The organism is Streptococcus lactarius (genome assembly GCF_016642265.1).
GTDB classification, from domain to species: Bacteria; Bacillota; Bacilli; order Lactobacillales; family Streptococcaceae; genus Streptococcus; species Streptococcus lactarius.
In genome coordinates this window covers 234,688-260,087 of record NZ_MRXX01000001.1, presented here as the reverse complement: position 1 = coordinate 260,087, position 25,400 = coordinate 234,688, and the positions used below count along the sequence as shown (strand labels likewise).

24 protein-coding genes and 1 tRNA gene are annotated in these 25,400 nt (G+C 41.8%); 22 read left to right on the top strand and 3 right to left on the bottom strand.

Annotated elements, in window-relative coordinates; genetic code table 11:
• Window positions 1–11 precede the first annotated feature (11 nt).
• From BTU61_RS01330 to BTU61_RS01295, 8 genes are all read left to right on the top strand, one after another.
• Complete coding sequence (locus BTU61_RS01330; protein WP_200772015.1) at window positions 12–233, top strand: hypothetical protein; 222 nt, start codon at window positions 12–14, stop codon at window positions 231–233.
• Entirely contained in the window at window positions 233–901 is a 669-nt protein-coding gene (locus BTU61_RS01325; protein ID WP_200772014.1) for a hypothetical protein, read from the top strand. Before BTU61_RS01330 ends, BTU61_RS01325 begins: the two co-directional genes overlap by 1 nt.
• A 49-nt stretch (window positions 902–950) precedes the next feature.
• Window positions 951–1,205 (top strand): DUF7365 family protein, encoded by a 255-nt coding sequence (locus tag BTU61_RS01320; protein ID WP_234700063.1) that lies wholly within the window; start codon window positions 951–953, stop codon window positions 1,203–1,205.
• Window positions 1,206–1,226: 21 nt separating this feature from the next.
• A complete protein-coding gene (locus BTU61_RS01315) occupies window positions 1,227–1,490 on the top strand; it encodes a phage holin (protein WP_200772012.1) in 264 nt (87 codons plus the stop codon).
• Between the two features lie 66 nt (window positions 1,491–1,556).
• Window positions 1,557–2,402, top strand: coding sequence for a lytic exoenzyme target recognition domain-containing protein (locus BTU61_RS01310; RefSeq protein WP_200772011.1), 846 nt, complete (start codon window positions 1,557–1,559; stop codon window positions 2,400–2,402).
• Window positions 2,403–2,413: 11 nt separating this feature from the next.
• On the top strand, window positions 2,414–2,878 hold the full coding sequence (locus BTU61_RS01305) for a hypothetical protein (protein ID WP_200772010.1): 465 nt from the start codon (window positions 2,414–2,416) through the stop codon (window positions 2,876–2,878).
• 14 nt (window positions 2,879–2,892) lie between these two features.
• Window positions 2,893–3,237, top strand: a complete 345-nt coding sequence (locus tag BTU61_RS01300; protein ID WP_200772009.1) for a hypothetical protein — start codon at window positions 2,893–2,895, stop codon at window positions 3,235–3,237.
• 10 nt (window positions 3,238–3,247) lie between these two features.
• Window positions 3,248–5,410: an SGNH/GDSL hydrolase family protein gene (locus BTU61_RS01295; protein WP_200772008.1), complete on the top strand. Its 2,163-nt coding sequence runs from the start codon at window positions 3,248–3,250 to the stop codon at window positions 5,408–5,410.
• A 79-nt stretch (window positions 5,411–5,489) separates the two neighbouring features.
• Here BTU61_RS01295 and BTU61_RS01290 read toward each other — a convergent pair whose 3' ends face one another.
• Complete coding sequence (locus BTU61_RS01290) at window positions 5,490–5,681, bottom strand: hypothetical protein (RefSeq protein ID WP_200772007.1); 192 nt, start codon at window positions 5,679–5,681, stop codon at window positions 5,490–5,492.
• Window positions 5,682–6,271: 590 nt separating this feature from the next.
• On the opposite strand from BTU61_RS01290, the gene BTU61_RS01285 reads away from it, so the two are divergent.
• The 8 genes from BTU61_RS01285 to BTU61_RS01250 all read left to right on the top strand — a co-directional run bounded on the left by BTU61_RS01285 (window position 6,272) and on the right by BTU61_RS01250 (window position 15,166).
• Window positions 6,272–6,359: transfer RNA gene (locus BTU61_RS01285), tRNA-Ser, on the top strand.
• A gap of 95 nt (window positions 6,360–6,454) precedes the next feature.
• Window positions 6,455–9,556, top strand: coding sequence for a DNA polymerase III subunit alpha (locus tag BTU61_RS01280; RefSeq protein ID WP_338058540.1), 3,102 nt, complete (start codon window positions 6,455–6,457; stop codon window positions 9,554–9,556).
• 83 nt (window positions 9,557–9,639) lie between these two features.
• The gene (pfkA, locus tag BTU61_RS01275) at window positions 9,640–10,653 is read left to right on the top strand and encodes a 6-phosphofructokinase (protein ID WP_200772005.1); all 1,014 of its coding nucleotides are present in this window, start codon (window positions 9,640–9,642) and stop codon (window positions 10,651–10,653) included.
• 65 nt (window positions 10,654–10,718) lie between these two features.
• Entirely contained in the window at window positions 10,719–12,224 is a 1,506-nt protein-coding gene (pyk, locus tag BTU61_RS01270; protein ID WP_200772004.1) for a pyruvate kinase, read from the top strand.
• Between the two features lie 159 nt (window positions 12,225–12,383).
• On the top strand, window positions 12,384–12,944 hold the full coding sequence (lepB, locus tag BTU61_RS01265) for a signal peptidase I (RefSeq protein ID WP_200772003.1): 561 nt from the start codon (window positions 12,384–12,386) through the stop codon (window positions 12,942–12,944).
• 101 nt (window positions 12,945–13,045) lie between these two features.
• Window positions 13,046–13,687 (top strand): amino acid ABC transporter permease, encoded by a 642-nt coding sequence (locus BTU61_RS01260; protein ID WP_200772002.1) that lies wholly within the window; start codon window positions 13,046–13,048, stop codon window positions 13,685–13,687.
• 12 nt (window positions 13,688–13,699) lie between these two features.
• Complete coding sequence (locus BTU61_RS01255) at window positions 13,700–14,329, top strand: amino acid ABC transporter ATP-binding protein (protein WP_200772001.1); 630 nt, start codon at window positions 13,700–13,702, stop codon at window positions 14,327–14,329.
• 9 nt (window positions 14,330–14,338) lie between these two features.
• Entirely contained in the window at window positions 14,339–15,166 is an 828-nt protein-coding gene (locus tag BTU61_RS01250) for an amino acid ABC transporter substrate-binding protein (RefSeq protein WP_200772000.1), read from the top strand.
• A gap of 27 nt (window positions 15,167–15,193) precedes the next feature.
• On the opposite strand, the gene BTU61_RS01245 is transcribed toward BTU61_RS01250, so the two are convergent.
• Entirely contained in the window at window positions 15,194–16,384 is a 1,191-nt protein-coding gene (locus tag BTU61_RS01245) for a cation diffusion facilitator family transporter (RefSeq protein WP_200771999.1), read from the bottom strand.
• Window positions 16,385–16,536: 152 nt separating this feature from the next.
• Between BTU61_RS01245 and pcrA the strand changes: the two genes are divergently transcribed.
• The 4 genes from pcrA (at window position 16,537) to BTU61_RS01225 (ending at window position 21,719) form a co-directional block, all read left to right on the top strand.
• The gene (gene pcrA, locus BTU61_RS01240; protein WP_200771998.1) at window positions 16,537–18,822 is read left to right on the top strand and encodes a DNA helicase PcrA; all 2,286 of its coding nucleotides are present in this window, start codon (window positions 16,537–16,539) and stop codon (window positions 18,820–18,822) included.
• A 337-nt stretch (window positions 18,823–19,159) separates the two neighbouring features.
• Window positions 19,160–20,434: a DUF2130 domain-containing protein gene (locus BTU61_RS01235; RefSeq protein ID WP_200771997.1), complete on the top strand. Its 1,275-nt coding sequence runs from the start codon at window positions 19,160–19,162 to the stop codon at window positions 20,432–20,434.
• 9 nt (window positions 20,435–20,443) lie between these two features.
• Complete coding sequence (locus tag BTU61_RS01230) at window positions 20,444–20,887, top strand: GNAT family N-acetyltransferase (RefSeq protein WP_200771996.1); 444 nt, start codon at window positions 20,444–20,446, stop codon at window positions 20,885–20,887.
• A 31-nt stretch (window positions 20,888–20,918) separates the two neighbouring features.
• Window positions 20,919–21,719 (top strand): alpha/beta fold hydrolase, encoded by an 801-nt coding sequence (locus tag BTU61_RS01225; protein WP_200771995.1) that lies wholly within the window; start codon window positions 20,919–20,921, stop codon window positions 21,717–21,719.
• A gap of 313 nt (window positions 21,720–22,032) precedes the next feature.
• On the opposite strand, the gene BTU61_RS01220 is transcribed toward BTU61_RS01225, so the two are convergent.
• Window positions 22,033–23,349, bottom strand: a complete 1,317-nt coding sequence (locus BTU61_RS01220) for an FAD-containing oxidoreductase (protein WP_200771994.1) — start codon at window positions 23,347–23,349, stop codon at window positions 22,033–22,035.
• Between the two features lie 180 nt (window positions 23,350–23,529).
• Between BTU61_RS01220 and truB the strand changes: the two genes are divergently transcribed.
• Window positions 23,530–24,426, top strand: coding sequence for a tRNA pseudouridine(55) synthase TruB (truB, locus tag BTU61_RS01215; protein WP_200771993.1), 897 nt, complete (start codon window positions 23,530–23,532; stop codon window positions 24,424–24,426).
• A gap of 4 nt (window positions 24,427–24,430) precedes the next feature.
• Entirely contained in the window at window positions 24,431–25,351 is a 921-nt protein-coding gene (locus BTU61_RS01210) for a bifunctional riboflavin kinase/FAD synthetase (protein ID WP_200771992.1), read from the top strand.
• Window positions 25,352–25,400: the final 49 nt, after the last annotated feature.

Here is a 25,400-nt window from a genome sequence, read left to right as displayed (position 1 = left end):
GAGGTAAATAAATGAACGAACAAACTTATGTAGCTATCATCACAGACTTAGCTAATCAATTGGCTAGTAAGTCAATCAATGAAGCTGAGTTTAAAGCACGATTGACCGAATCACAGGAACATGTAGCACAACTTGTAAACGAAGTTGAAAGCTATCGCTCAGTCTTAGAATCTGATAAAGATTTGAAGGACCTTTTTGAAGAAGTCAAAAATAAAAAGGAGGTGAATAAATAATGGATTACAAAGTACAGTTTAAAGCATACGATGCAGTAGCTGATACCACAAAAGTAGCCATCAAGCAGGACTTCCCCTATCGTGTTTTTGAGGAATTTCTTCCAAAGAATCGTACGACAGATGAAGACTCTGTGCTAGTTGAAGCTGTTCTCAATATCGTTCGCATGGAACTTGATACATCGGGAGCAATTGTAGCCATTAAGAAAGAGCTTGACAAGTCTGTCGAAGCTAACAATGATGCAATTGCTAAGATTCAGGCTCTCACGAAGGATAATGAAGTGAAAGCAAACCAAATCCAGAAGATCAAGGATGTTGCTGATTGGAACATTTTGGCCCGTGTAACGGATGTTGATAATCCAATGGATCCTACAATCTTTAAGCGTGGACTTGAGTTAGTAGATCTTGGACAAGTCGGGAAGACTTACCAACCGCAAGAAATCTTCACTCTTGAAGATCAAAGCCATACAGAAGCTTTTGGAGAAGGCAAGCGTGTCATGATCCAAGTGAATAATCCATTCACCTATCAGGGCGAAACCTTGGACCAATTGAACAGCCTTTACCAAAACGGTAAGATTGGTATCTGGAAATGGACGAAGCCTAAAGAAGAAAAACCAAGTGCTTCGACAGCAAAACCAGCAACAGAAACAGCAGAAAAACCTGCTGTATAAACAGATTGGAGCGTGATTTATGGTACATTTCACACCAGAGGACATCTCAATGATTGTAGGATTTATTGGCGTTCTGTTGGGAATTTACGGCAATTTTAAAGGTACAATTATTGCGCAGGAAAAGCGCATGGTTGTAATGGAAAAAGATATTGAGAATATGCGTGATTTCCGTTTGACGGCTGTCAGACGGCTAGATAATCACGATGAACAGAATAAGTCTCTACTCATTCTCGCAGAACAAGTCAAGGCTTTGAGCGAGGATATGAAAGAGTTGAAGGCTCTCATTCAAAGTAAAAATAATTAAAATAAAAAAAGAGGTAATATTATGAACAAAATTAACTGGTCAGTACGTATCAAAAACAAAAACTTTTGGCTTGCAATTGTGCCAGCCTTAGCATTGCTATTTCAAGCATTTGCCGATATTTTCGGCATCAAATTGGAATTTGGGCAAACCATTGATAAGATCCTAGTATTTGTCAATGTGTTGTTTGCCTTCCTCGTTTTGGTTGGAGTGGTGAATGATCCAACAACGACAGGATTGAGTGATTCAACTCGAGCACTTGGTTATGAAGAACCTAGCCAAGATTAATATATTTTTACTGGCAACCATTTATTTTTGGGTGTTTGCCTTTGATTTTAGAAAGGAGAAAAAATTATGAGTGTACAACAATCTATCGTAAATGGCTTTATTAGTCGTAGAGGGCTGATTACCTATTCAATGCTCGGAAGTCGTAACGGTTCAGATGGAACTGGGGACTGTTCTGGTATCATGTCGCAAGTGTTGAAGGAAGCAGGTATTCCAATCCAAGGCTTACCATCGACTGTCACGCTTGGACAACAACTCGCAAACAATGGTTTCTATCGTGTAAGTCGTAATCAAGACTGGACCGCTGAAACAGGCGATATTATCCTTATGTCATGGGGTGCTGATATGGCCTCATCTGGTGGAGCTGGTGGTCATGTCGGAGCGATGATTGACGGTACGTACTTTATTTCGTGCGACTACTCAACGCAAGGTGCAGCAGGACAAGCTATTAATACTTATCCTTGGGATGATTATTATAGCTGGAATAAGCCAGCTTATATTGAGGTGTGGCGATATGCTGACACAGCACCTCAAACAAACAATCAAGCAAACACAGCCGTACAGCCTCAAGAAAAGGCTTATTACGAAGCAAATGAAGTCAAGTATATCAACGGTATCTGGCAAATCAAATGTGACTATCTCGCACCAGTCGGCTTTGATTGGACAGAAAACGGGATACCTGTTTCCATGGTAAACTGGGTAGATGAAAATGGAAACAACTTGCCAGATGGTGCAGATCAAGACTTCAAAGCTGGAATGTACTTTAGCTTTGAACTCGATGAAGTCAATATCTCAGACACAGGCAAAGGCGGATATTACGGTGGCTATTACTGGCGATTGCTTGAATTTGGCCAATTTGGCCCAGTCTGGCTATCATGTTGGGACAAGGATGATCTAGTTAATTATTATCGTTAAGGTGGCGAATTATGCAAATTAACTCAACAAACCTAAAACAGTTTGAAGGTGGAGTAGTAGTCAAACAAGGAGACTCTGCCTCCACTTTTGGATATTGGTTATTGGATGAGCAGATGAATCCTATCAGTGACTTAAACGGTAAGAATGCAACAATTAGGATTTTCAATCAAAATGGAAAAGCAACTTTTGAAGGTACAGTTGAAAATTCAAAAGTTACTTTTAAGATCAACAAAGTTCTCACCGTTGGTTCTTACATAGTTGAGGCAGAATGTGACGGATATGTTTTCCCAAGTGATCGCTCTGCAAGATTAGAAGTCACCCAGTCAGCTGAAAAATTCACAAGTGAGTCAGAACTTGAATTAGTAAAAAATAATGTTCGGGATGAAGTTGCTAAATACATCAATGACCATCAAGGAGCTGGAGTCGTTGACGAATTGCCAGACCTTACTACACTATACAATCTAGCTAAAATTTAGGAAGGATACTAAATATGTCATTAAACACTGAAAAACTAACACAATTCGCACAAGCGGTCGGAGCTGATGTCAAGGAAATTAAAACAACCCTTGCAAACAAAGCCGACAGGTCTGAGCTTGGACAAGGTGGCATCACGCAACAACAGTTAGACACTGCAATTGCTGGTGTTAAAACTGCTATTTTAGGCGAAGGTGTTCCAGAAGAATTGGACACACTCAAAGAGATCGCTGACCGCATCGCAAATGGTGGTGGATCAGCAGACCAAGCTATCGTTGCAAAGCTAACCGAATTTGGTCAGAAATTCACTGATCTTGAAAACAATGACCTTGTTTCTGCATACAATACTGCGAAAGCGTGATTGAATGAGTATGAAAAACCTTGAAAATCTAGCTACGGAAATCGGTAAAGACATCAAGGATATCAAAATGCGCTTTGCGACCAAGGATGAAGTTTCACAAAAAGTGGATAATAGCGTATTTGAGAAAGTTGAACAGCTATTAAAAGATGAGAATAAGATTAATAATTCAGTTTGGCTATGGAACAAAAATATGGGTATTTTCAACTCAAATGACTGGTTCAGATATAAGCCGATTTTTGCTAATAAAGGCAACAAGTTCTATTTATTGAATATCCGTGGTGTATTCAGTTACGTTGTTTCAAAAGATGGAACACGTTTATTGAATAAATTTTCTCAATCAGATTCATTGGTTACTACCGAGTATGTAGCTAGTGAGGATTCCATCCTTTACATCACATCGAAGCCAAACGAAAATGCAAAGTTATTCAACGCTTCATTAAGAGAGTTGCAAAACGCAAACGTGGACTTTGCCAATCTTCCAAACGACTATATCTCTTTGAAAATTCCTAAACTTTCACTAGAAATTCAACCTGAAGAATTGAGCTTCGTTGACGTAGTGAAACAAATACTTGATGAGAAGACTTTCAAAGTTGGTAAAGCATGGTCTGGTAACGGTAATGGCACTTACGATGCTGGAACATGGGGAACTTATCCAGCGGTTAACCTAAAAGCTGGAGTCACTTACGGATTGAAGAATATCCGTGGAGTGTTCACGCACTATTTTGATAAGTCAGGATCTAAAATCCTTACCTTCTCAACCAAAGACGAGATAATCACAAGAGATTTCACACCGAATGTTGACGGATACATCCTTATCAGTCGTCAAACGGTTGATAAACCGTCTAAAATCTTTCAAGGTGGCCTTGGAAGTGCTCGAAACCTTGACGGTCTTGAATATGGAACAAGTGCTATTACTCCTAAAGTACCGTTCATCATTCCAGACACGAGCACTACACAATTCGGATTGGACATTGCTGGCATTGATGTGACACAACAAACGACTGTTAACAACCTCAGTTATATGTCACCTATCAAGAAATGGGAGAAAAGCCGTGGTTTCATTGATACGATTAACGTATACGTTAAACAAACTGGAACATACAACTTTGCGATTGGGAATATTGACCAAAACGATTTGATTGTATCCCCTCGAGCGTTCCAAAAGCAGTTGAACGCTGGATATAATACGCTAGATGTTATCAATGAAGAACGAGAGATCTTCTACGGTGAACAGTTGTTCTTTGAATCTCATGATAATACAGTCTATGCTGCTAAAGGTGAACGTAACTTAATTCAAGATGCACAGCACGTTACGAGCAACGCTGGGTATTCTGGTAAGGTCATGTATGGAACGGATAACGCTATTCCATTCAACTACAAAGTTGCGGACGAAAGCACAAAAGAAAAGGCTGAAATCTTGAAGCAAAAAGTAGATAAGATTGAACCAATCGTATCTAGCTTGGAGTTGTTCAAGAAAACGCCTATGCTAGTCAGTCCAAACGGTACTAAATACCGTTTAATCGTAGATAACAGTGGTAACCTATCAACCGTATCAAGCGTACCAAACAAGGTTGCAGTTTTTGGTAACTCAATCTTGAGCCATCATTGGTTACAAGGAATGGGTATGGCAGCAAGCGCCCCTGATAAAGACTATTTCAGCTTGATTAAGAGTTACATCTTATCTAAAAATCCAAGCGCTAGTGTAGTCCGTGGGAACGGTGCAGACTGGGAGTCAGAACCAAGCAAGCGTAAAGAAGTATTCGATAGTAAGATGAAACAATCCTTGAGTGCTGATACAGATATTGTTATCTTGCAATTTGGGGATAATCTTAACACAGACGAAAAACGCAAAAACCTTGAAACTGACATTCCAAATCTTGTAAGCTGGATACGTGCCGTTTCACCTCGTGCGCTCATTTATTGGGTAGGTATCTATTACGCCTCACCAGACTTTTTAGACCGTGTGAAGCGCATTTGTGAGCCTTTAGACATTACGTTTGTCGATATCTACAAATATTCTAAAGATGCAATCTATAAATCTGAAATGAACAAGGTTCTTCGATTGCCTGACGGGTCCAACTACACAATCACTAATCAAGGTGTTGCAAGCCACCCAGGCGACATCGGACACAAAGCAATTGCAGATGAAATTATCAAAAATTTCTTGTTTTAAATTCAACAGCGGTAGCATAACGCTACCGTTTTTTTATTTGCGCTGATTTCCGTCAAAAAAAGTGATGATTAAATAAACATCACTTTGCTTTTTTTAATTGATTAGCGTATTCTGTCATTTTAATTGCATGTTTTAAACGCATGTTCATAATATCAGAAACACCATTTTTATATTTATCTATTGCTTGAGTAGACAAACCACAATTTTTACTAATAGCATAGGCTGTTGCATTTTCTAACAGCCATTCAATAGCGTTGATATCTACTAACATCTTCACCTCACAAAAAACCAAATAATCACTATAATCAGAACTATTCCTAAAATAAATTCAATTTTTTCTTTAACAGTAGTTTTTCTAACATTACATTTTACTTTCATATAGATACCTGTTATAATTAAAGCAAGCCCCACTAGGGGGCGGATAGTGAGTGATCACTATCCGAATTCGATGTGCCACTCAATACTAATGATGAACAAGTTTATTTTTACCACTATCTTATTCGTCTTAGCATTGATTGGCTTTTTTCTTCGCCTTAACATTTATTTTTCCTTTCTTTAGTTTCCTTGTCTAAGGTTTCCTCCTTAACCTTATGTATCTATTATATAACTAAAGTTGTATAATGTCAAGCAATTTGATTAACTTTTTAAAAGAAAAATAAAATTTATTTTCCTATTAAATAACTTTCTTTTGTATCTATGATAAAAAAGAAAACTTGAACTTTCTTGGAAGCTATGCTAAACTAGTAATACAAATGGTGAAGCAGTGAAAGTTTAGAAGCAGTTCCTAAAACAGACCCAAAAAACAAAAAACAGCGAATTGATTGACTTTTAGAAACTCCCACCGGCTCCATATATAATTTTGGAAGATTACTCAAGAGGCTTAAGAGGCCGTGTTGGAAACGCGGTAGGCGTGTAAAAGCGTGCGTGGGTTCGAATCCCATGTCTTCCGTTGTTGAGACATCATTGTGTAACAGTGGTGTTTTTTTGTACAAAAAGGAGTGACCAAAGGGGTCACCAAAATAGACAATGCAGAAAGGAGAAAAAGTGATTGCACAGCTAGATACCAAAACAGTTTATACCTTCATGGAAAGTGTGGTCAGCTTGACAGATTATGTCGAGAAAGCCAAAAGCATGGGCTATGAGTCCTTGGGAATCATGGATGTTGACAATTTGTATGGTGCTTATGAGTTTATCGAAGCTTGCGAGGCCGCTCACCTCAACCCCTTAATCGGTCTGGAAATTGGGCTGGAGCTTGGGGATCAAACCATTCCTTTTCGCTTGTTGGCCTTGTCAACCCAAGGCTATCAGAACTTGATGAAGATTTCAACGAGTAAAATGATGGGAAAGAACAGCTGGGAAGATGTGAAGCACTTGATGCAGCATGTCGCAGTCATTGTTCCGGCTCCTTATGCCAGTGAGGAGTTGCCTTTATCCTGTGATTACTATATTGGGGTTTTTGCGGATACACCCGCAGCCTCATTTACGCATCCCGTTCTCCCTCTTCATACGGTACGTTATTTCGAAAGGTCTGATCTGGAAGCTCTCCAGATGCTTGCTGCGATTAAGGAAAATCAAACTTTAACAGAAACAGGTTCGATGGATGCGAGCTTGGCCTTAAAAAGTCCCCAAGATTTGAGAAAAGTCTTTGAAGTAGCCTTTCCTCAGGCGGTAGAAAATCTAGAACAGTTAGTAGCAGGTATTCATTACCAAATTGATACCCAGTTAAAATTGCCTCGTTTTAACCATAAAAAACCAGCAGTAGAAGAACTGAGAGAATTGTCGCAAGCAGGTCTTGTTCAGAAAAACTTAAGAGGTGCAATCTACCAGGAACGATTGGAGCAGGAGTTAGAGATTATTCACCAAATGGGCTTTGATGATTATTTCTTGATTGTCTGGGACCTCCTTCGTTTCGGACGCTCTCAAGGCTATTACATGGGAATGGGACGTGGATCTGCTGTAGGCTCACTAGTTGCCTATTCCCTAGGGATTACAGGGATTGACCCTGTGGAGAAGAACCTCCTCTTTGAGCGCTTTTTAAATGTGGAGCGCTATACCATGCCGGATATTGATATTGATATTCCTGATATCTATCGTCCAGAATTTATCCGCTATGTGAGAGACCGTTATGGGAGTTACCATGCGGCTCAGATTGTAACCTTTTCAACCTTTGGCGCGAAGCAAGCCATTCGCGATGTCTTTAAACGCTTTGGAGTTCCTGAGTACGAACTGACCTCTATTACCAAGCGTATTGGTTTTAGAGATACATTGACGACCGCTTATGAGAAGAACCTGGCCTTTCGACAAGTAATCCGTAGCCGAACGGAATTTAAGCGTGGCTTTGAGATTGCAAAAAGAATCGAGGGCCAACCTAGACAGACTTCGATCCACGCGGCTGGGGTCGTGATGAGTGACCAAGATTTGACCGATCATATTCCTCTCAAGTATGGAGAGGACATGTTCATTACCCAGTATGATGCCCATGCAGTAGAGGCCAATGGTCTGTTGAAAATGGACTTTTTAGGCTTGCGCAATTTAACCTTTGTTCAAAAAATGAAGGAAGCAGTCTATGAAAAGTATCAAGAAGATATACGAATAGAAGCCATTGATTTAGAGGATCCAGCAACGCTGGCCTTGTTTGCGGCTGGGGATACCAAGGGGATTTTCCAATTTGAACAGGCTGGGGCCATTCGTCTTTTGAGGCGTGTGAAACCCAATCATTTTGAAGAAGTGGTAGCGACCACCTCTCTCAATCGTCCAGGAGCTAGTGATTACATTGACAATTTTGTAAAACGAAAACATGGCCAAGAGAAGGTGGAAATTTTAGATGCCTCTATCGCAGATATCTTAGAGCCTACCTATGGGATTATGCTTTACCAAGAGCAAGTGATGCAGGTGGCTCAGCGCTTTGCAGGATTTAGCCTTGGGAAAGCCGATATCTTACGGCGCGCCATGGGCAAAAAAAATGCTGCAGAAATGCACAGGATGGAAGATGATTTCATCGCAGGGGCTCAAAAACTCGGTCATACCAAAGAAAAAGCTCAAGAAGTCTTTGCCATCATGGAAAAATTTGCCGGCTATGGTTTTAACCGGTCCCATGCCTATGCCTACTCTGCCTTAGCTTTTCAAATGGCTTATTTCAAGGTTCATTATCCAGACGTTTTCTTCGATGTTATGCTCAATTGTTCGAGCAGTGACTATCTGACAGATGCGCTCCAGTTTGACTTTAAAGTAGCTTCCTTATCGATTAATACCATTCCATACAGGGATAAGTTTCAAGATAGAAAAATCTACTTAGGCATGAAAAATATCAAGGGATTTCCGAGAGAGTTTGCCTATTGGATCATCGACAATCGTCCTTTTGAAAGTGTCGAAGATTTCATTTTACGACTTCCAAATCAGTATCACAAATTGCCTTTATTAACTCCTTTGGTCGAGCTTGGCTTATTTGATAGTTTTGAGAAAAACCGACGCAAAGTCCTTCAAAATTTACCGAATTTGTTGGTCTTTGCGGATGAATTGGGTAGTCTGTTCGGGGATTCCAATTACTCTTGGACGGAGACAGAAGACTTTAGCCAAGCTGAAAAATATGAGAAAGAGCAAGCTCTTATCGGGGTTGGATTAAGTCCTCATCCCTTAGCCACTATTGCGCAAATGAGTCCTTTTGAGATCCAGCCTATCTCGCAACTGGAGCAAGGCCAACAAGCTCGGATTTTGGTGGAAGTTCAATCCATCCGAACGATTCGGACGAAGGCAGGGGATCTCATGGCTTTCCTACAAGTCAGTGATACCAAGAAAAAATTGGATGTGACCCTTTTCCCAGAAACCTACAATCGATTTTCTTCTTTGATCAAAGAAAGTGGCTTTTATTACTTGTCTGGGAAAATCCAAGAACGAGAGGGTCACTTGCAAATGGTTCTATCAGAAGCGCAATTAGCGACCAATGAGAAATTCTGGATTCAATTGGCTGACCACAGTCAGGATCAGGCCATTCTTTCGATTTTGAAAAAATATCCTGGTCCTTACCCAGTTGTGATGCGCTATGAAGATGAAAAGAAAACCTTGCAACTGAAAGGGTATCCAGTTCAAAAAAACAAAGAGTTAGAAGCAGAACTCAAGAATCTGGTTATGAAAACGATTTATCGATAAAAACTATGGAAAATACGAGATATTTAGTCCCATTTGTGTTATAATTACGTAGAATGTAAAAGAAAAAAGGAGCAAATAACGAAATGAAACGTATTGCTGTTTTAACCAGTGGGGGAGATGCCCCTGGTATGAACGCTGCTATTCGAGCGGTAGTTCGTCAAGCAATTTCAGAAGGCATGGAAGTTTTCGGTATCTATGATGGATACGCGGGAATGGTTGCTGGAGAAATTCATCCGCTGGATGCTTCATCGGTTGGAGATATCATTTCACGTGGTGGTACTTTCCTTCACTCAGCTCGCTATCCTGAATTCGCTCAGCGCGAAGGCCAATTAAAAGGGATTGAGCAGTTGAAAAAACACGGAATCGAAGGTGTAGTTGTCATCGGTGGAGATGGTTCTTATCACGGAGCGATGCGCTTGACAGAGCTTGGCTTCCCAGCTGTTGGTCTTCCTGGAACAATCGATAACGATATCGTTGGAACAGACTTTACCATTGGTTTTGACACTGCAGTGACAACTGCAATGGATGCCATCGACAAGATTCGTGATACTTCATCTAGTCACCGTCGTACTTTCGTCATCGAAGTGATGGGGCGTAATGCTGGAGATATCGCGCTTTGGTCAGGTATCGCGTCTGGTGCGGATGAAATCATCGTCCCTGAAGAAGGATTCGATATCAAAGATGTGGTTGAAAGTATCAAAGAAGGTTATAAAAAAGGCCGTACGCATAATATCATTGTCCTTGCTGAAGGTGTAATGTCTGCGGCTGCATTTGGTGAGGCTTTGAAAGAAGCTGGTGATGAAAGTGACCTTCGTGTGACGGAGCTTGGACATATCCAACGTGGTGGTTCGCCTACTGCGCGCGACCGTGTCCTTGCATCACGTATGGGTGCTCACGCCGTTAAACTTCTGAAGCAAGGGATCGGTGGTGTAGCTGTTGGGATCCGCAATGAAAAAATGGTGGAAAACCCAATCCTTGGTGATGCAAAAGATGGTGCTCTCTTTAGCTTGACGGATGACGGTAAGATCGTCGTAAACAACCCGCATAAAGCAGATCTTGGTCTTGCTGAATTGAACCGTAGCTTGTCATCTATTTAATTTCATTACTTAAATTCGTTAACATGTCTTAAAAAGACAGATATATAAAAAAGGAGTCGTATATCATGAACAAACGTGTTAAAATCGTTGCAACTTTAGGTCCTGCGGTCGAAATCCGTGGTGGTAAGAAATTTGGCGAAGATGGATACTGGGGCGAAAAACTTGACGTTGAAGCTTCAGCGCAAAATATTGCTAAATTGATCGAAGCTGGTGCTAATGTTTTCCGTTTCAACTTCTCACATGGTGACCATGCTGAACAAGGTGAACGTATGGCAACTGTTAAACGTGCAGAAGAAATCGCTGGTAAAAAAGTTGGTTACCTTCTTGATACAAAAGGTCCTGAAATTCGTACTGAATTGTTCGAAGGTGAAGCAAAAGAATATTCATACAAAACTGGTGAAACTCTTCGTGTTGCGACAAAACAAGGAATTAAATCAACTCGTGACGTTATCGCTTTGAACGTTGCTGGAGCTCTTGACATCTTTGATGATGTTGAAGTTGGTCACCAAGTATTGGTGGACGATGGTAAATTGGGTCTTCGTGTTATCGAAAAAGATGCTGCTAAACGTGAATTTGTTGTTAAAGTTGAAAACGATGGTATCATCGCAAAACAAAAAGGTGTAAACATTCCTAATACAAAGATTCCTTTCCCAGCTCTTGCTGATCGCGATAACGATGATATTCGTTTCGGTTTGAAACAAGGAATCAACTTCATCGCTATCTCATTTGTACGTACTGCAAAAGACGTTCAAGAAGTTCGTGCAATCTGTGAAGAAACTGGTAATAGCCACGTTCAATTGTTTGCGAAGATCGAAAACCAACAAGGTATCGAAAACTTGGATGAAATCATTGAAGTAACTGATGGTATCATGATCGCTCGTGGTGACATGGGTATTGAAGTACCATTCGAAATGGTTCCAGTTTATCAAAAGATGATCACTTCTAAAGTAAACGCTGCTGGTAAAGTTGTTATCACTGCAACAAACATGCTTGAAACAATGACTGAAAAACCACGTGCAACTCGTTCTGAAGTATCTGACGTCTTCAACGCTGTTATCGATGGTACGGATGCTACAATGCTTTCAGGTGAATCTGCAAATGGTAAATACCCAATTGAATCTGTAGCAACTATGGCGAAAATCGATATGAACGCTCAAACTCTTTTGAAAGAATATGGTCGTTTGAATCCAGCTGCCTTTGAACGTCATTCTAAGACAGAAGTTATGGCATCAGCAGTTAAAGATGCTACAAGCTCAATGGACATCAAATTGGTTGTTACATTGACTAAGACAGGTCACACTGCACGTTTGATCTCTAAATACCGTCCAGATGCTGATATCTTGGCATTGACATTTGATGAATTGACTGAACGTGGATTGATGTTGAACTGGGGTGTTATCCCAATGTTGACACAAGCTCCTTCATCAACTGATGATATGTTCGATATTGCTGAACGTAAAGCAGTTGAAGCTGGTCTTGTTAAATCTGGTGATGATATCGTTATCGTTGCTGGTGTACCAGTTGGAGAAGCTGTTCGTACAAACACAATGCGTATCCGTACAGTTCGCTAATCTAATACAGAAATTTCAAAACCTTGTTTGCGATCACTAGATCGCAAGCGAGGTTTTTTAGTTGGAAAAAGGCTTGATCAAAATTCTCACTAATATTTACTTTCTCTTTTTTAAAGATCAAAAACATGGTATAATAAATCAAAAGGAAGGGAGACGGATATGCCAAGGAGAGATTTAATTAGAAATGTTATCATTGCGGGGTTACTGGTTTTGGTACTGGTATTGTTGCGTTTGTTTGTATTTCATCCTTTTCATATCAATGAAAAGATGGCCAATGCCTCTGTCAAAAAAGGGGATCTTGTCGTAGCAACCAGCAATGCCCATATTGATCGCAGTGACTTGGTCTTATACAAGGTGGGGGGAAAAAAATACCTTGGTCGGGTGATTGCGATCGGCAAGGATGAAGTCAGTTATGTGGACGATGTCCTGTATTTGAACGGAAAAGCGACACCAGAAGTTTACCTGAATAAAATGCTCAACAAGCATTTAGCGGCCCCGACTAGTAATGGCTATTATACGGATGATTTCTTCTTATCAGAATTAAAGGGAACCAAGGCTGGCCGTGTGCCATCCAACACCTATTTAGTCTTAAATGATAACCGTAGTGATACGGAAGATAGTCGTGAATTTGGTTACATCCACAAAAATCAAATTGAAGGAGTTGTAAACCTTCGTCTCTATCCTCTTAACAAATTTGGATTTATTAAAGTAGAAGAATAGCCGCAAAGGCTATTTTTTTTAATAGTTTTTAAATTTATCTAGTATTTTTTGAATAGTTATGGTATGATATTTTTTAATTATTTTTTAAGGGGGAGAATGCTATGCAGTATGCTTTGGAAATTTTACCAAGTTTGTTAAAGGGTGCCAGTCTGACCTTACAAGTATTTGCTTTTGTATTGATCTTATCTATTCCATTGGGGATTGTTGTTGCTTTTCTACTTCAATTACGTTCGAAGATCCTGCATGGGCTCTTAACCATCTATATTTGGATCATGCGAGGGACTCCCCTCTTACTTCAATTAATTTTTATTTATTATGTCCTACCGAGTATCGGGATTCGAATTGATCGTCTTCCTGCAGCGATTATAGCTTTTACGCTGAATTATGCAGCTTATTTTGCCGAGATCTTTCGTGGAGGGATCGTTGCCATTCCAAATGGCCAGTATGAGGCGGCTAAGGTCTTAAAACTAAGCTCCTGGCAAACGATTCAGTATATCATTTTGCCTCAAGTAGTCAAGATCGTCCTTCCAAGTGTCTTTAACGAAGTGATGTCCTTGGTCAAAGATACATCCTTGGTCTATGCATTGGGAATCAGTGATTTGATCTTAGCGAGTCGGACAGCCGCCAATCGGGATGCCAGTCTAGCACCTATGTTTTTGGCGGGCGCCATTTATTTGATTCTCATTGGGATTGTAACGGTGATTGCTAAGCGTGTTGAAAAGAAATTTTCATACTACAAATAGGAGGAGAAGGCCATGTTAGAATTAAAACAGATTTCGAAACGTTTTGGAGATAAGCAGATCTTATCAGATTTTAATCTTCTCGTTCCTGAAAAACAGATTGTCGCCATTGTTGGTCCTTCTGGCGGTGGGAAGACGACCTTGCTTCGTATGCTAGCAGGTCTTGAAACAATTGATTCTGGTCAAATTATTTATAACGGTGAAAACTTGCCTCTAGATGCCCTAGAAAAACGAAATCTTCTCGGTTTTGTCTTCCAGGACTTTCAATTATTTCCACATTTATCGGTTATGGAAAACCTGATCTTGTCTCCTATCAAGACTATGAATGTGAGTAAGGCAGAAGCCAGTAAAAAAGCGCTGAGCTTGCTGGAGCGCTTGGGGCTTGAAAACCATGCGGATGCTTATCCATTCTCTTTATCAGGCGGTCAAAAGCAACGGGTGGCTTTGGCACGTGCCATGATGATTGATCCTGAAATTATTGGCTATGATGAACCAACTTCAGCATTAGATCCTGCATTGCGATTGGAAGTTGAAAAGCTTATCTTACAAAACCGTGAACTAGGCATGACCCAGATTGTTGTCACCCACGATATCCCATTTGCAGAGGCTATTGCGGATATACTGATCAAGGTTGAGCCAAAATAGGAGGTGCCTATGAAACGAGTAATACCATGGCTGCTAGGTGTCCTTAGTCTCGTCCTTCTGACGGCTTGTGGTCAGACCGTGAGCGATCCGAAAGTAGACAACTGGCAAAAATACCAAAAGGAGCAGTCCATCACGATTGGTTTTGATAATACCTTTGTTCCCATGGGATTTGAGCAGAAAGATGGAACCTATGCGGGGTTTGATATTGATTTGGCTAATCAAGTCTTTGAGTCCTATGGGATTCGTGTCAACTGGCAACCCATTGATTGGGACATGAAGGAGACGGAATTAAAAAATGGGACCATTGATGCTATCTGGAATGGCTATTCAGCAACAGATGAACGTCGGGAAAGTGTTGCTTTTACAAAGCCCTATATGAAAAATGAACAGGTCTTGGTGACCAAGAAAGCATCTGGGATCCAATCAGTCGAAGGAATGACAGATAAACGTTTGGGAGCTCAGACTGGGTCTTCTGGTTATATGGATTTTGAAGCCAATCCTAAAATCTTAAAAAATAGAGTCAAAAATCAGAAAGCTACCCAATACCAGAGTTTTAACGAGGCATTGATTGATCTTCAAAATGATCGGATTGATGGACTCTTGATCGATCGAGTTTATGCGAATTATTACCTAGAAACAGAAGGCATTTTGAAAGACTACAATGTTTTTCCGATTGGTTTTGAATTAGAATCCTTCGCAGTAGGAGTGCGTAAGGCGGATAAAACATTGAAGAAAAAAATTGATGAAGCTTTCGTAAAACTCTATCAAAACGGCCAGTTCCAAAAGATCTCTAAGAAGTGGTTTGGAACGGATGTAGCAACAGACGATATCAAGTAAAAAAGCTAGGGAATACTTCCTAGCTTTTTAGTTGGTTTTATTAGTAATTTGATGGAAAATCTTTTGCCACGTTTCGTGGCGACGCCAGAGACTGGTATGGATTTGGCCGTCGAGTTCATAGCGGATAAGTTTGGTTTTTTGGCTGATGGACTCCAGTTCAAAGTATTGAAAGTGAACTTGGTCGCTTGCGATGGCTTCGATCAATTCTTCTTTGTGGTGTTCGTGACCGCTATCGTCAATCAAGGTATAATTATCCGCTAGAAGAGTATCGAACTCTTGCTTGGCATAGAGGCGTTTTTCGTAGGTCAAGAGTTTCTTTTCAACGTTTTCGATCAGCTCATCCTCAGGAATCGAGCTTGGTTCTACATGGACGTCAATGTCAAAGACGCCAAATTCTTCTTTTAGGAGATCCTCGACTTCTTCAGTGATCGCATGACTTTCATAAACTGAAAGATCGGGATTCATTTCCAAGACAACGTCCAGATAGATATTGCTTCCATAGGTCCGTCCGCGTTGGTATTTGACGCGGGCGATTTTTGGTAATTTGAGAATGGCTTTTTCATAATCTTCCAATAGGCTATCATCAAAGCCGTCTGAAAGACTAAAGGAAGATTCCATAAAGATATCGTAGGCTGTTTTGAGGATAAAGAAGGTAATGATGATAGCTGCGATCTTATCGACAATGGGATAGTTAAAAGCACTAGCAGCAATCGCGATCGATGTTCCAAGAGAGGTAACGACGTCTGAAAGATTGTCTTTTGCGGCTGCTTTTAAGGCTTTTGATTTGGCTCGTTTTGCTAGGCGTAGATTGTAAACGTAGACGCCGAGCATGACCATGGCCGAAAGGACTCCAACGGTTGCTCCAAGTGGATCGATACTGACAGATTCATTATTGAAAATCTTTTGGAGGGTATCTCTTAGGACGTCAAAACCAACATAAAACATGATGATCGAAGTTACCAAGCTGGCCAAATCTTCAATTTTCCAATGGCCAAATTTGTGGTCGCGATCAGCTGGTTGGCGGGCGAGACGAATCCCGATGAGCAGGGCAACGTTGCTAATAATATCGGATAAGTTGTTAAAACCATCTGCTACCAGACTGGATGAGTGGAGTAAATGACCGGTCGCTAATTTAGCACAAGATAGCAATAAATAGGCAATAATACTAACGATAGCACCACGTTCGGCCAGTTTTAAGTTACTGTTTGGTTTGTCCAAAATACCCTCCTAACCCTCTAATGAGAACCTTATAGTTTATAAGTTACTATTATATCGTTTTTAGAAGTGAAATTCAAATGTGTCCCTTTTTAGAATAAGCTGGGTCGGTTTTTGTGGTATAATAGAACGATTGAATGAATGAGGAGAATGAGATGAATCCTTTATTGAATGGTATGAATGATCGCCAAGCAGAGGCGGTCCAAACGACGGAAGGTCCCCTCTTGATCATGGCGGGGGCTGGTTCGGGTAAGACACGTGTCTTGACTCACCGTATCGCTTACTTGATCGATGAAAAAATGGTCAATCCTTGGAATATTTTGGCCATTACCTTTACCAATAAAGCCGCTCGGGAGATGAAGGAGCGAGCTTATCAATTGAATCCAGCCACCCAAGATTGCTTGATTGCCACCTTCCACTCCATGTGTGTGCGTATCCTCCGTCGAGATGCGGATCATATTGGCTACAATCGTAACTTTACAATAGTCGATACGGGTGAGCAGCGGACCTTGATGAAGCGGATCTTGAAGTCCTTGAATTTGGATCCTAAGAAATGGAATGAACGAACCATTTTGGGGACCATATCTAATGCTAAAAATGACCTGCTTGATGAAGTGGCTTATGCTGCACATGCGGGGGACCTGTATAGCCAGATCGTCGCCAAGTGCTATGAGGCTTACCAAAAGGAACTCCGTCAGTCAGAAGCAGTAGACTTTGATGATTTGATCATGCTGACCTTGCGTCTGTTTGATCAGCATCCAGATGTCCTGACCTATTACCAGCAGAAGTTCCAATACATCCATGTAGATGAGTACCAAGATACCAACCATGCCCAATACCAGTTGGTCAAACTCTTGGCTTCTCGCTTTAAAAATATCTGTGTTGTTGGGGATGCTGACCAGTCTATCTACGGTTGGCGGGGAGCTGATATGCAAAATATCCTGGACTTTGAGAAGGATTATAAGGAAGCTAAGGTTGTCCTTTTGGAAGAAAACTATCGCTCGACCAAGACCATCCTACAAGCAGCTAACGATGTGATCAAACATAATCGCCACCGTCGTCCGAAGAATCTCTGGACCCAAAATGAAGACGGGGAAGAGATTGTCTATTACCGAGCTAATGACGAGCAGGATGAAGCGGTCTTTGTTGCCAAAACCATTGAAGAGTTGAGTCGCGAAGCGGGCTACAAACACCGTGATTTTGCGGTTCTCTACCGGACCAATGCCCAGTCACGGACCATTGAAGAAGCGCTGCTCAAGTCCAACATTCCCTACACGATGGTAGGGGGCACCAAGTTCTACAGCCGGAAGGAAATTCGGGATGTCATTGCTTATCTGAACTTGATTGCTAACCTCAGTGACAATATTAGTTTTGAGCGCATTATCAATGAACCTAAGCGGGGAATCGGACCGGGTACAGTGGATAAGATTCGTGATTTTGCGCAAATGCAAGAATCCTCGCTCCTAGATGCTTCGGCCAATATCATGCTCTCAGGCATCAAAGGAAAAGCAGCCCAAACCATCTGGGACTTTGCCAATCTCATTCTTGATTTGAGAGAAAAATTGGACCAGCTGACCATTACAGAGTTGGTCGAAGAAGTCCTTGATAAGACAGGTTATATGACGGCTCTAACCAATCAGGGAAATTTAGAAAGTCAGGCCCGCATCGAGAATATCCAAGAGTTCCTGTCTGTTACCAAAAATTTTGATGAAAATGGTGAGTCTGTTGAAGACGAATCAGGAGTAGAAACCTTGAGTCGTTTCTTGAACGACTTAGCCTTGATTGCCGATACAGACGATGGAGCGCAAGAGACCTCAGAAGTGACCTTGATGACACTTCACGCGGCCAAAGGCTTGGAGTTTCCAGTTGTTTTCTTGATTGGGATGGAAGAAAATGTCTTTCCTCTTAGTCGGGCAGCAGAGGATCCAGATGAGCTGGAAGAAGAACGTCGTCTGGCTTATGTAGGAATCACGAGGGCAGAGAAGGTTCTCTTCTTGACTAATGCCAACTCTCGTTTGCTCTTTGGGCGGACCAGCTACAACCGGCCGACGCGCTTTATCAATGAGATTAGCTCAGATTTATTGACCTACCAAGGATTAGCGCGTCCAGCTAACACTAGCTTTAAGGCTTCTTATAGTAATGGTGGCGGAACGACCTTTGGAAAAGGTATGAGCCTGTCACAAGCCCTTCAAGAACGCAAGAGACAAGCAGCCCCAAGTGCTCTAACTTCATCAAGTCTCCCCTTTAGCAATAGCAACCAAGCTGGTGCCAAAGAAAGTGTTGCTTGGTCCATAGGCGATATTGCTATTCACAAGAAGTGGGGCGAAGGAACTGTGCTTGAAGTATCTGGTAGTGGCAACACCCAAGAGCTCAAGATCAACTTCCCAGAAGTGGGTCACAAGAAACTCTTGGCCAGCGTCGCTCCGATTGAGAAGAAATAAACTGAAACCAGTAAGCTTAGCTTGCTGGTTTTGCCTTTTATAAAACTTCCCTTATGTGAGGACGGACGGTAGCGACTCCCTTTGGGATTCCATACCTTAGATTTGAGCCTTCCGTCTCAAATCTACCGAGCAGGAGAAACAAATCTGTTTCTCCTGCTTTTCTCACAGCGGGAAGTTTTAATGGCCTTCGTCCTGCTTTCTCAAATGCTCTCATTTACTCTATTCATTGCCATAAACATAATTGTGAAGGGAAATAGTAGGAGCAAGATTAGCTTGCTGGTTTTGATTTTACTGGTTGCATGATATAATAGACTAAGAATAGAGAAAGAGGCAGGCTATGAACGAAATCAAGTGTCCCAACTGTGGGAAAGTCTTTACAGTCAACGAGAGTCAATACAGCGAACTTTTGTCACAGGTACGGACAGCAGAGTTTGACAAGGAAATCCACGAGCGGATTCGGCAAGAGTTGGCTTTAGCTGAGCAAAAGGCCCTCAATGAGCAACAAGAGAAATTAGCAAAAAAGGACCAAGAAATTGCTCGGTTACAAAATCAGGTTCAACAGTTTGATACCGAAAAAGAATTGGCTAAAAAAGAGGTGGAGCAAACCGCTAGCCAAAGTCTGCTAGAGAAAGAAAAAGAAGTTCAATCGCTGGAAAATCAGCTGGCTACCTTACGTTTAGAGCATGAGAATCAACTGCAAAAGACACTATCTGATATAGAGAAAGAACGTGATCAGGTCAAAAATCAGCTCCTCCTACAAGAAAAAGAAAACGAGCTTTCTCTGACTTCGGTGAAACAAAACTATGAAGCACAACTTAAGGCAGCAAATGAGCAGGTTGAGTTCTACAAGAATTTCAAGGCCCAACAATCCACCAAGGCCATTGGGGAAAGTCTGGAGCAGTATGCAGAGAGTGAATTCAACAAGGTTCGCAGTTTTGCCTTCCCAAATGCCTATTTCGAAAAGGACAACAAGGTTTCTGCGCGTGGGTCTAAAGGGGACTTTATCTTCCGTGATTTTGATGAAAATGGGCTCGAATTCATTTCCATCATGTTTGAGATGAAGAATGAGGCCGACGGCACAGAGAAAAAACATAAGAATGCCGATTTTTACAAGGAATTAGACAAGGATCGTCGAGAAAAGAACTGTGAATATGCGGTTTTAGTGAGCATGTTAGAGGCAGACAATGACTACTTTAACACAGGTATTGTGGATGTCAGTCATGAGTATGAAAAGATGTATGTCGTGCGTCCTCAGTTCTTTATCCAACTGATTGGGCTCTTGCGCAATGCGGCTCTTAACTCTCTTAAATACAAGCAAGAACTAGCACTGATCCGTGAACAAAATATTGACATCACCCACTTTGAAGAAGACCTGGATGCATTTAAAGTTGCCTTTGCTAAGAACTACAATTCAGCTTCAGTCAATTTCGGCAAGGCTATCGATGAAATTGACAAGGCCATCAAACGGATGGAAGAGGTCAAGAAATTCCTCACCACATCCGAAAATCAACTCCGCCTCGCTAACAATAAGCTGGATGATGTTTCTGTTAAAAAATTGACTCGGAAGAATCCGACCATGAAGGCTAAGTTTGATGCGCTGAAGGAAGAATAGGAGGATCCTATGCAGATACGAAAAGCAACTATGAAAGATGCTGAAGCCCTACTGTCTTTATACGAAGACTTAGGCTATCCAACGACCGCTTCTAAGCTGTCTCGACGTTTAGAACTGATTCTTTCTCAACCGCATTATGGCTGTCTTCTAGCTGAAAGAAACGGAGAAATTTTAGGTTTCTTAGGTTATGCAAAGCTCTTCTTTTTTGAAGCAGATGGATCTTACTATCGTATTTTAGCTTTGTCAGTTTCAAAAGAAACAAGACGCCAAGGAATTGCTAGTAGGCTAATCGATGAATTGAAAAAACAAGCGGTAAAAGAAGGAGTTGAGGCACTGGCTTTAAATAGTGGATTAACCGCTGAACGAAATGCTGCACATCAGTTTTATCAGGCAGTTGGATTTGAAAAAGTGACTGCCGGCTTTGCCTTGCATTTAAAAACCCAACATAAATAAATCATGAAAAAATAGTAGAGGGAACGAAATAATGTCTTCAACAAAAGGGAAAACCTTATATTTTAACGATAAGAGCATGGATTATGTGACCTTTGGTAAAGGTAAGCAGCCATTAGTGATCATACCAGGCTTGGGGGATGGGTTGCAGACGGTTAAAGGAAAGGCCCAGCTCTTTTCCCTCTCTTATCGTCTACTTGCCAAGCACTATAAAATCTATGTTTTTTCTCGAATTAATGAGTTGAGACAGGGCTATACGACGCGGGATATGGCAGCAGACGTAGCAGAAGCAATGGAGACACTAAACCTATATACCGCTTATGTTATGGGGATTTCACAAGGTGGAATGATTGCCCAATGGCTAGCTGTAGATTTTCCAGAAAGGGTTCAAAGGCTCATCCTAGCTGTGACAACAGCGAAGCCTAGCCAACTTGCTAGAGAACGAATTGAGCATTGGCAAAAACTCAGTCAATCTGGAAATTTTAAGCATCTCATGCTGGATATTGCACAGCACTCCTACACGCAAAAGAGCTATCAAAAGTGGCGGTTGCTTTATCATATTATGGGTCGCTTGGGGCGAATGAAAGATGAGAAACGAATTGCCATTCAGTCTCAGTCTTGCCTGGATCACGATAGCCTTGAGGTCTTAAAGGACATTCATTGTCCGACCCTGATCCTTGGTGCACTTGAAGATGATGTGATCGGTGTGAAGGGATCCAAAGAACTGGCAAAAGGGATTTCGGGTTGTCAGCTCCTTATTCTTAAGCATTCAGGTCATGCTCTGTATGAAGAAAATAAAGCATTTCAAGAGGCTGTCTGTGGATTTTTACATTAAAAGACGCTGGTAAAATTCCAGCGTTTCATATTGAAGACAAATCATCCTTCAAAACTTTCCTTTGGTGAGGTCGGACGTCAGCGAACTTCTAAGAAGTTCCATGACTTAGTTTTGAACTTAAAGTTTCAAAACTCCTGAGTGCTTGAAACGTAATGTTTCAAGCACTTTTCTCACAGCGGAAAGTTTTATAGTTGCTTAAATGACTCAAGAAAATAGAAATCATTTTTTTAGAAATTGTCTAGCTATTTTATGTAAAAATAGTTTGTCTACATTCTAAAACGCTGGAAAAATTTTTCCAGCGTTTTTATTCTATTTAAATCGCAAAGAGATCGTTTAGGTTTTCTGCCATGGTTGGGTGGGTAAAGATTTGTTTTGCGATGTAAGTATAAGGGATCTTGTTGTCCATGGCCATAGTGATCAGGTTGATGAGTTCGCCTGCAGCTTCTCCAAAGAGAGTCGCTCCAAGAATTTCTTTGGTTTCTGGGTTGACCACGGCTTTGAAGGCACCTCGAAGGTCTGCATTGACATGGCCACGTGGCATGGCAGCAACTGGCAATTCTTTGACAGCAACTGGAAGTCCTTTGTCGCGTGCTTCTTGCTCGGTCAAGCCGACTTGGGCCAATGGAGGAGCAATGAAGAGGGTTGTCGCATAGTTTCCACGTGTTTCGAGATTGTAGCTTCCATCACCTGTGAGGTAGTTGAAGACGATGCGGAAGTCATCGAGGGACATATAGGTGAATTGAGGGCCACCATTGACATCCCCAACTGCAAAGACACCAGGAACACTGGTTTCTAAATGACGGTTGACTTGAACCGCTCCACGATCCGTAACTTGGATGTCTGTGTTTTCAAGACCAAGTCCAGCTGTGTTTGGCTTACGTCCGGTTGCGTAGAGGAGGATATCGAACTCGAAGTCTCCTTTATCGGTTACAACCGTTAAGCTGTTTTGGCCATCTTTAATTTCTTGGGTATGAACACCTTGCAAGAACTGAATACCATCTTCTTCAAGGTAGCCTTTTGCAAGAGTTGCGATGCTTGGCTCAATCCGTGGCAAGAACGTATCCGCAGCATCCAATACTGTTACTTGACTACCTAAGGTATTGTAGAGATGAGCAAATTCCAATCCAATTGGTCCACCACCAAGGACACCCAGGCGTTTTGGTAAGTTTTCCAAACGTTGGATACCGGTGGAGTCTACAGCAAATTTACTTTCAGCCAATCCTGGGATAGGAAGGACCGTTGGTACTGCACCAGTATTAATAATAATGGTTTCAGCAGTCAATTCTTCCTTTTCGTCACCAGCTTGAATTTCGATGACCTTGTTGGAAACGAATCGAGCTGTCGCGTCGATAATATCTACACCCGTTCCAGCAATAGTTGCGTAGTTCTTGCCGTTGAGACGAGTGGTGACCGCATTTTTTTCGCTCATGGCTTGCTCAAAATTCAAGCCTTTTTCCGCTGCGACAATCAAGGTCTTAGTTGGGATACAAGCGATATTGATACAGGTACCACCGTACATGGACTTGCTCTTTTCAATCAGAGCGACTTTTTTCCCTTGGCTTGACAATTTTGCGGCCAAAGTTTTCCCGGCTTTCCCGAAGCCGACAACGATTACATCATACGTTAACATATTATACACCTTCCTTTGATTTTCATTTTATCAAATGAACGAAAAATTGTCTGAAATCTGCTACGGAATTTTTTTGAAACACATTGGAGACGGGAATCAGCGACAAAAGAGAGCTTTCATGGTATAATAAAGGGTCGTTGACCTGGATGGTCACACAATCAGTTAGAAAGAGCAAATCAGATGGACGGAATTATTAATGTAAAGAAAGAAGCGGGTATGACCTCGCACGATGTGGTCTTTAAACTGCGCAAAATTCTGGGGACCAAGAAGATTGGCCATGGGGGAACCCTGGATCCGGATGTGGTAGGAGTGCTTCCCATTGCCGTTGGAAAGGCGACTCGTATGGTTGAATTCATGCAAGATGAGGGCAAGATCTACGAGGGTGAAATCACTCTGGGTTTTTCCACGACGACAGAAGATGCCAGTGGTGAAGTCTTAGAGCAGACTTCAGTGGAAGCGCCTTTAGATGCAGCAGAGGTAGACCTCATGATTGACCAGATGGTGGGAGAGATCGAGCAGGTACCGCCTATGTATTCAGCAGTCAAGGTCAATGGGCGCAAGCTCTATGAATATGCACGGGCAGGAGAAGAAGTGGAACGCCCTGTCCGAAAAGTGACCATTTATGAGTTTGCAAGGACCGGAGAGATTGTTTATGAAGAGAAAACAGCACGTTTCCCCTTCCGTGTCAAATGCAGCAAGGGAACTTATATCCGGACCTTGTCGGTGGATTTAGGGCAGAAACTGGGTTATGCAGCCCATATGTCCCATCTGACACGAACCAGTGCAGCCGGTTTGTCCCTTGAAGATGCCTTGACTATAGAAGAAGTGGCTGAAAAAGTAGCGAAAGGAGATTTGAGCTTCTTTCGTCCTCTTGAAATTGGGACAGGAGATCTGGAAACAGTAGAGCTGACAGTAGAAGAGGTTGGCGAAGTCCAAGTGGGACGCTTTATTCCGGTTGAGAGTGAGGCAAAAGAGTTGGCTGCTTTTTACCAAGGAAAACTAGTGGCTATTTTAGAGAAAAGGGAAGAACTTTACAAACCTCGCAAGGTTTTTCTGACAGAAAGTGTGTTACAATAAATTCATGAATATTCGTACGATAACTACTGCAAATCAGATCCACGTGGAGTGTGAGACGGTTTTGGTCTTGGGCTACTTTGATGGCCTGCATCTGGGGCATCAAGAACTCTTTAAAAAGGCACGTCAGATAGCAGATAAAAAAGGCTTGAAGGTCGCTTTGTTAACCTTCCCGGAATCTCCTAAGTTAGCCTTTGTTCGCTACCAACCAGAATTGTTGCTCCATCTGCAAAGTCCAGAGGATCGCTTTCAAACCTTAAAAGAACTTGGAGTAGATGAGCTCTTTCTCATTGATTTCACGTCTGATTTTGCTTCTAAAACAGCCAAAGAATTTATCCAGCACTATGTCAGAGCCCTGAAGGCCAAGGTCTTGATTGCTGGTTTTGATTATAGTTTCGGTTGTGATAAGAAAACAGCCTCTAATTTATCCGCTTATTTTGGAGGCCAAGTGGAAGTCATCGAACCCGTACTGGATCAAGGTGAGAAGATCAGCTCAACCCGTATTCGTAAAGCAGTTGTAGAAGGGCGCGTCAAGGAAGCAGCCCGTCTGCTGGGACGCCCCTTAGCTAGTCGAGGAATCGTCGTGCACGGGGATGCGCGTGGTCGGACTATTGGCTATCCAACGGCCAATCTAGCCCCGATTGATCGGACTTATCTACCATCTGATGGTGTCTATGTAGTCGATGTTGATTTTAAAGGGCAGACCTATCGGGGAATGGCCTCTGTCGGGAAAAATGTCACCTTTGATGGCAAAGAATTGCGTTTTGAAGTCAATCTCTTCGATTTTACAGGTGATATCTACGGTCATACCCTAACCATTCACTGGTTGGACAAGATTCGAGACATGGTCAAGTTTGATGGTGTAGCGTCTTTAGTAGCTCAATTAGAAGAGGACGAAGCAGTCGCACGCCAGTGGTCAAAAACATAATCTCAAGAGAGTGGGACAAAAGTCCTTGCCTCTCAATTGTCTTTGGATT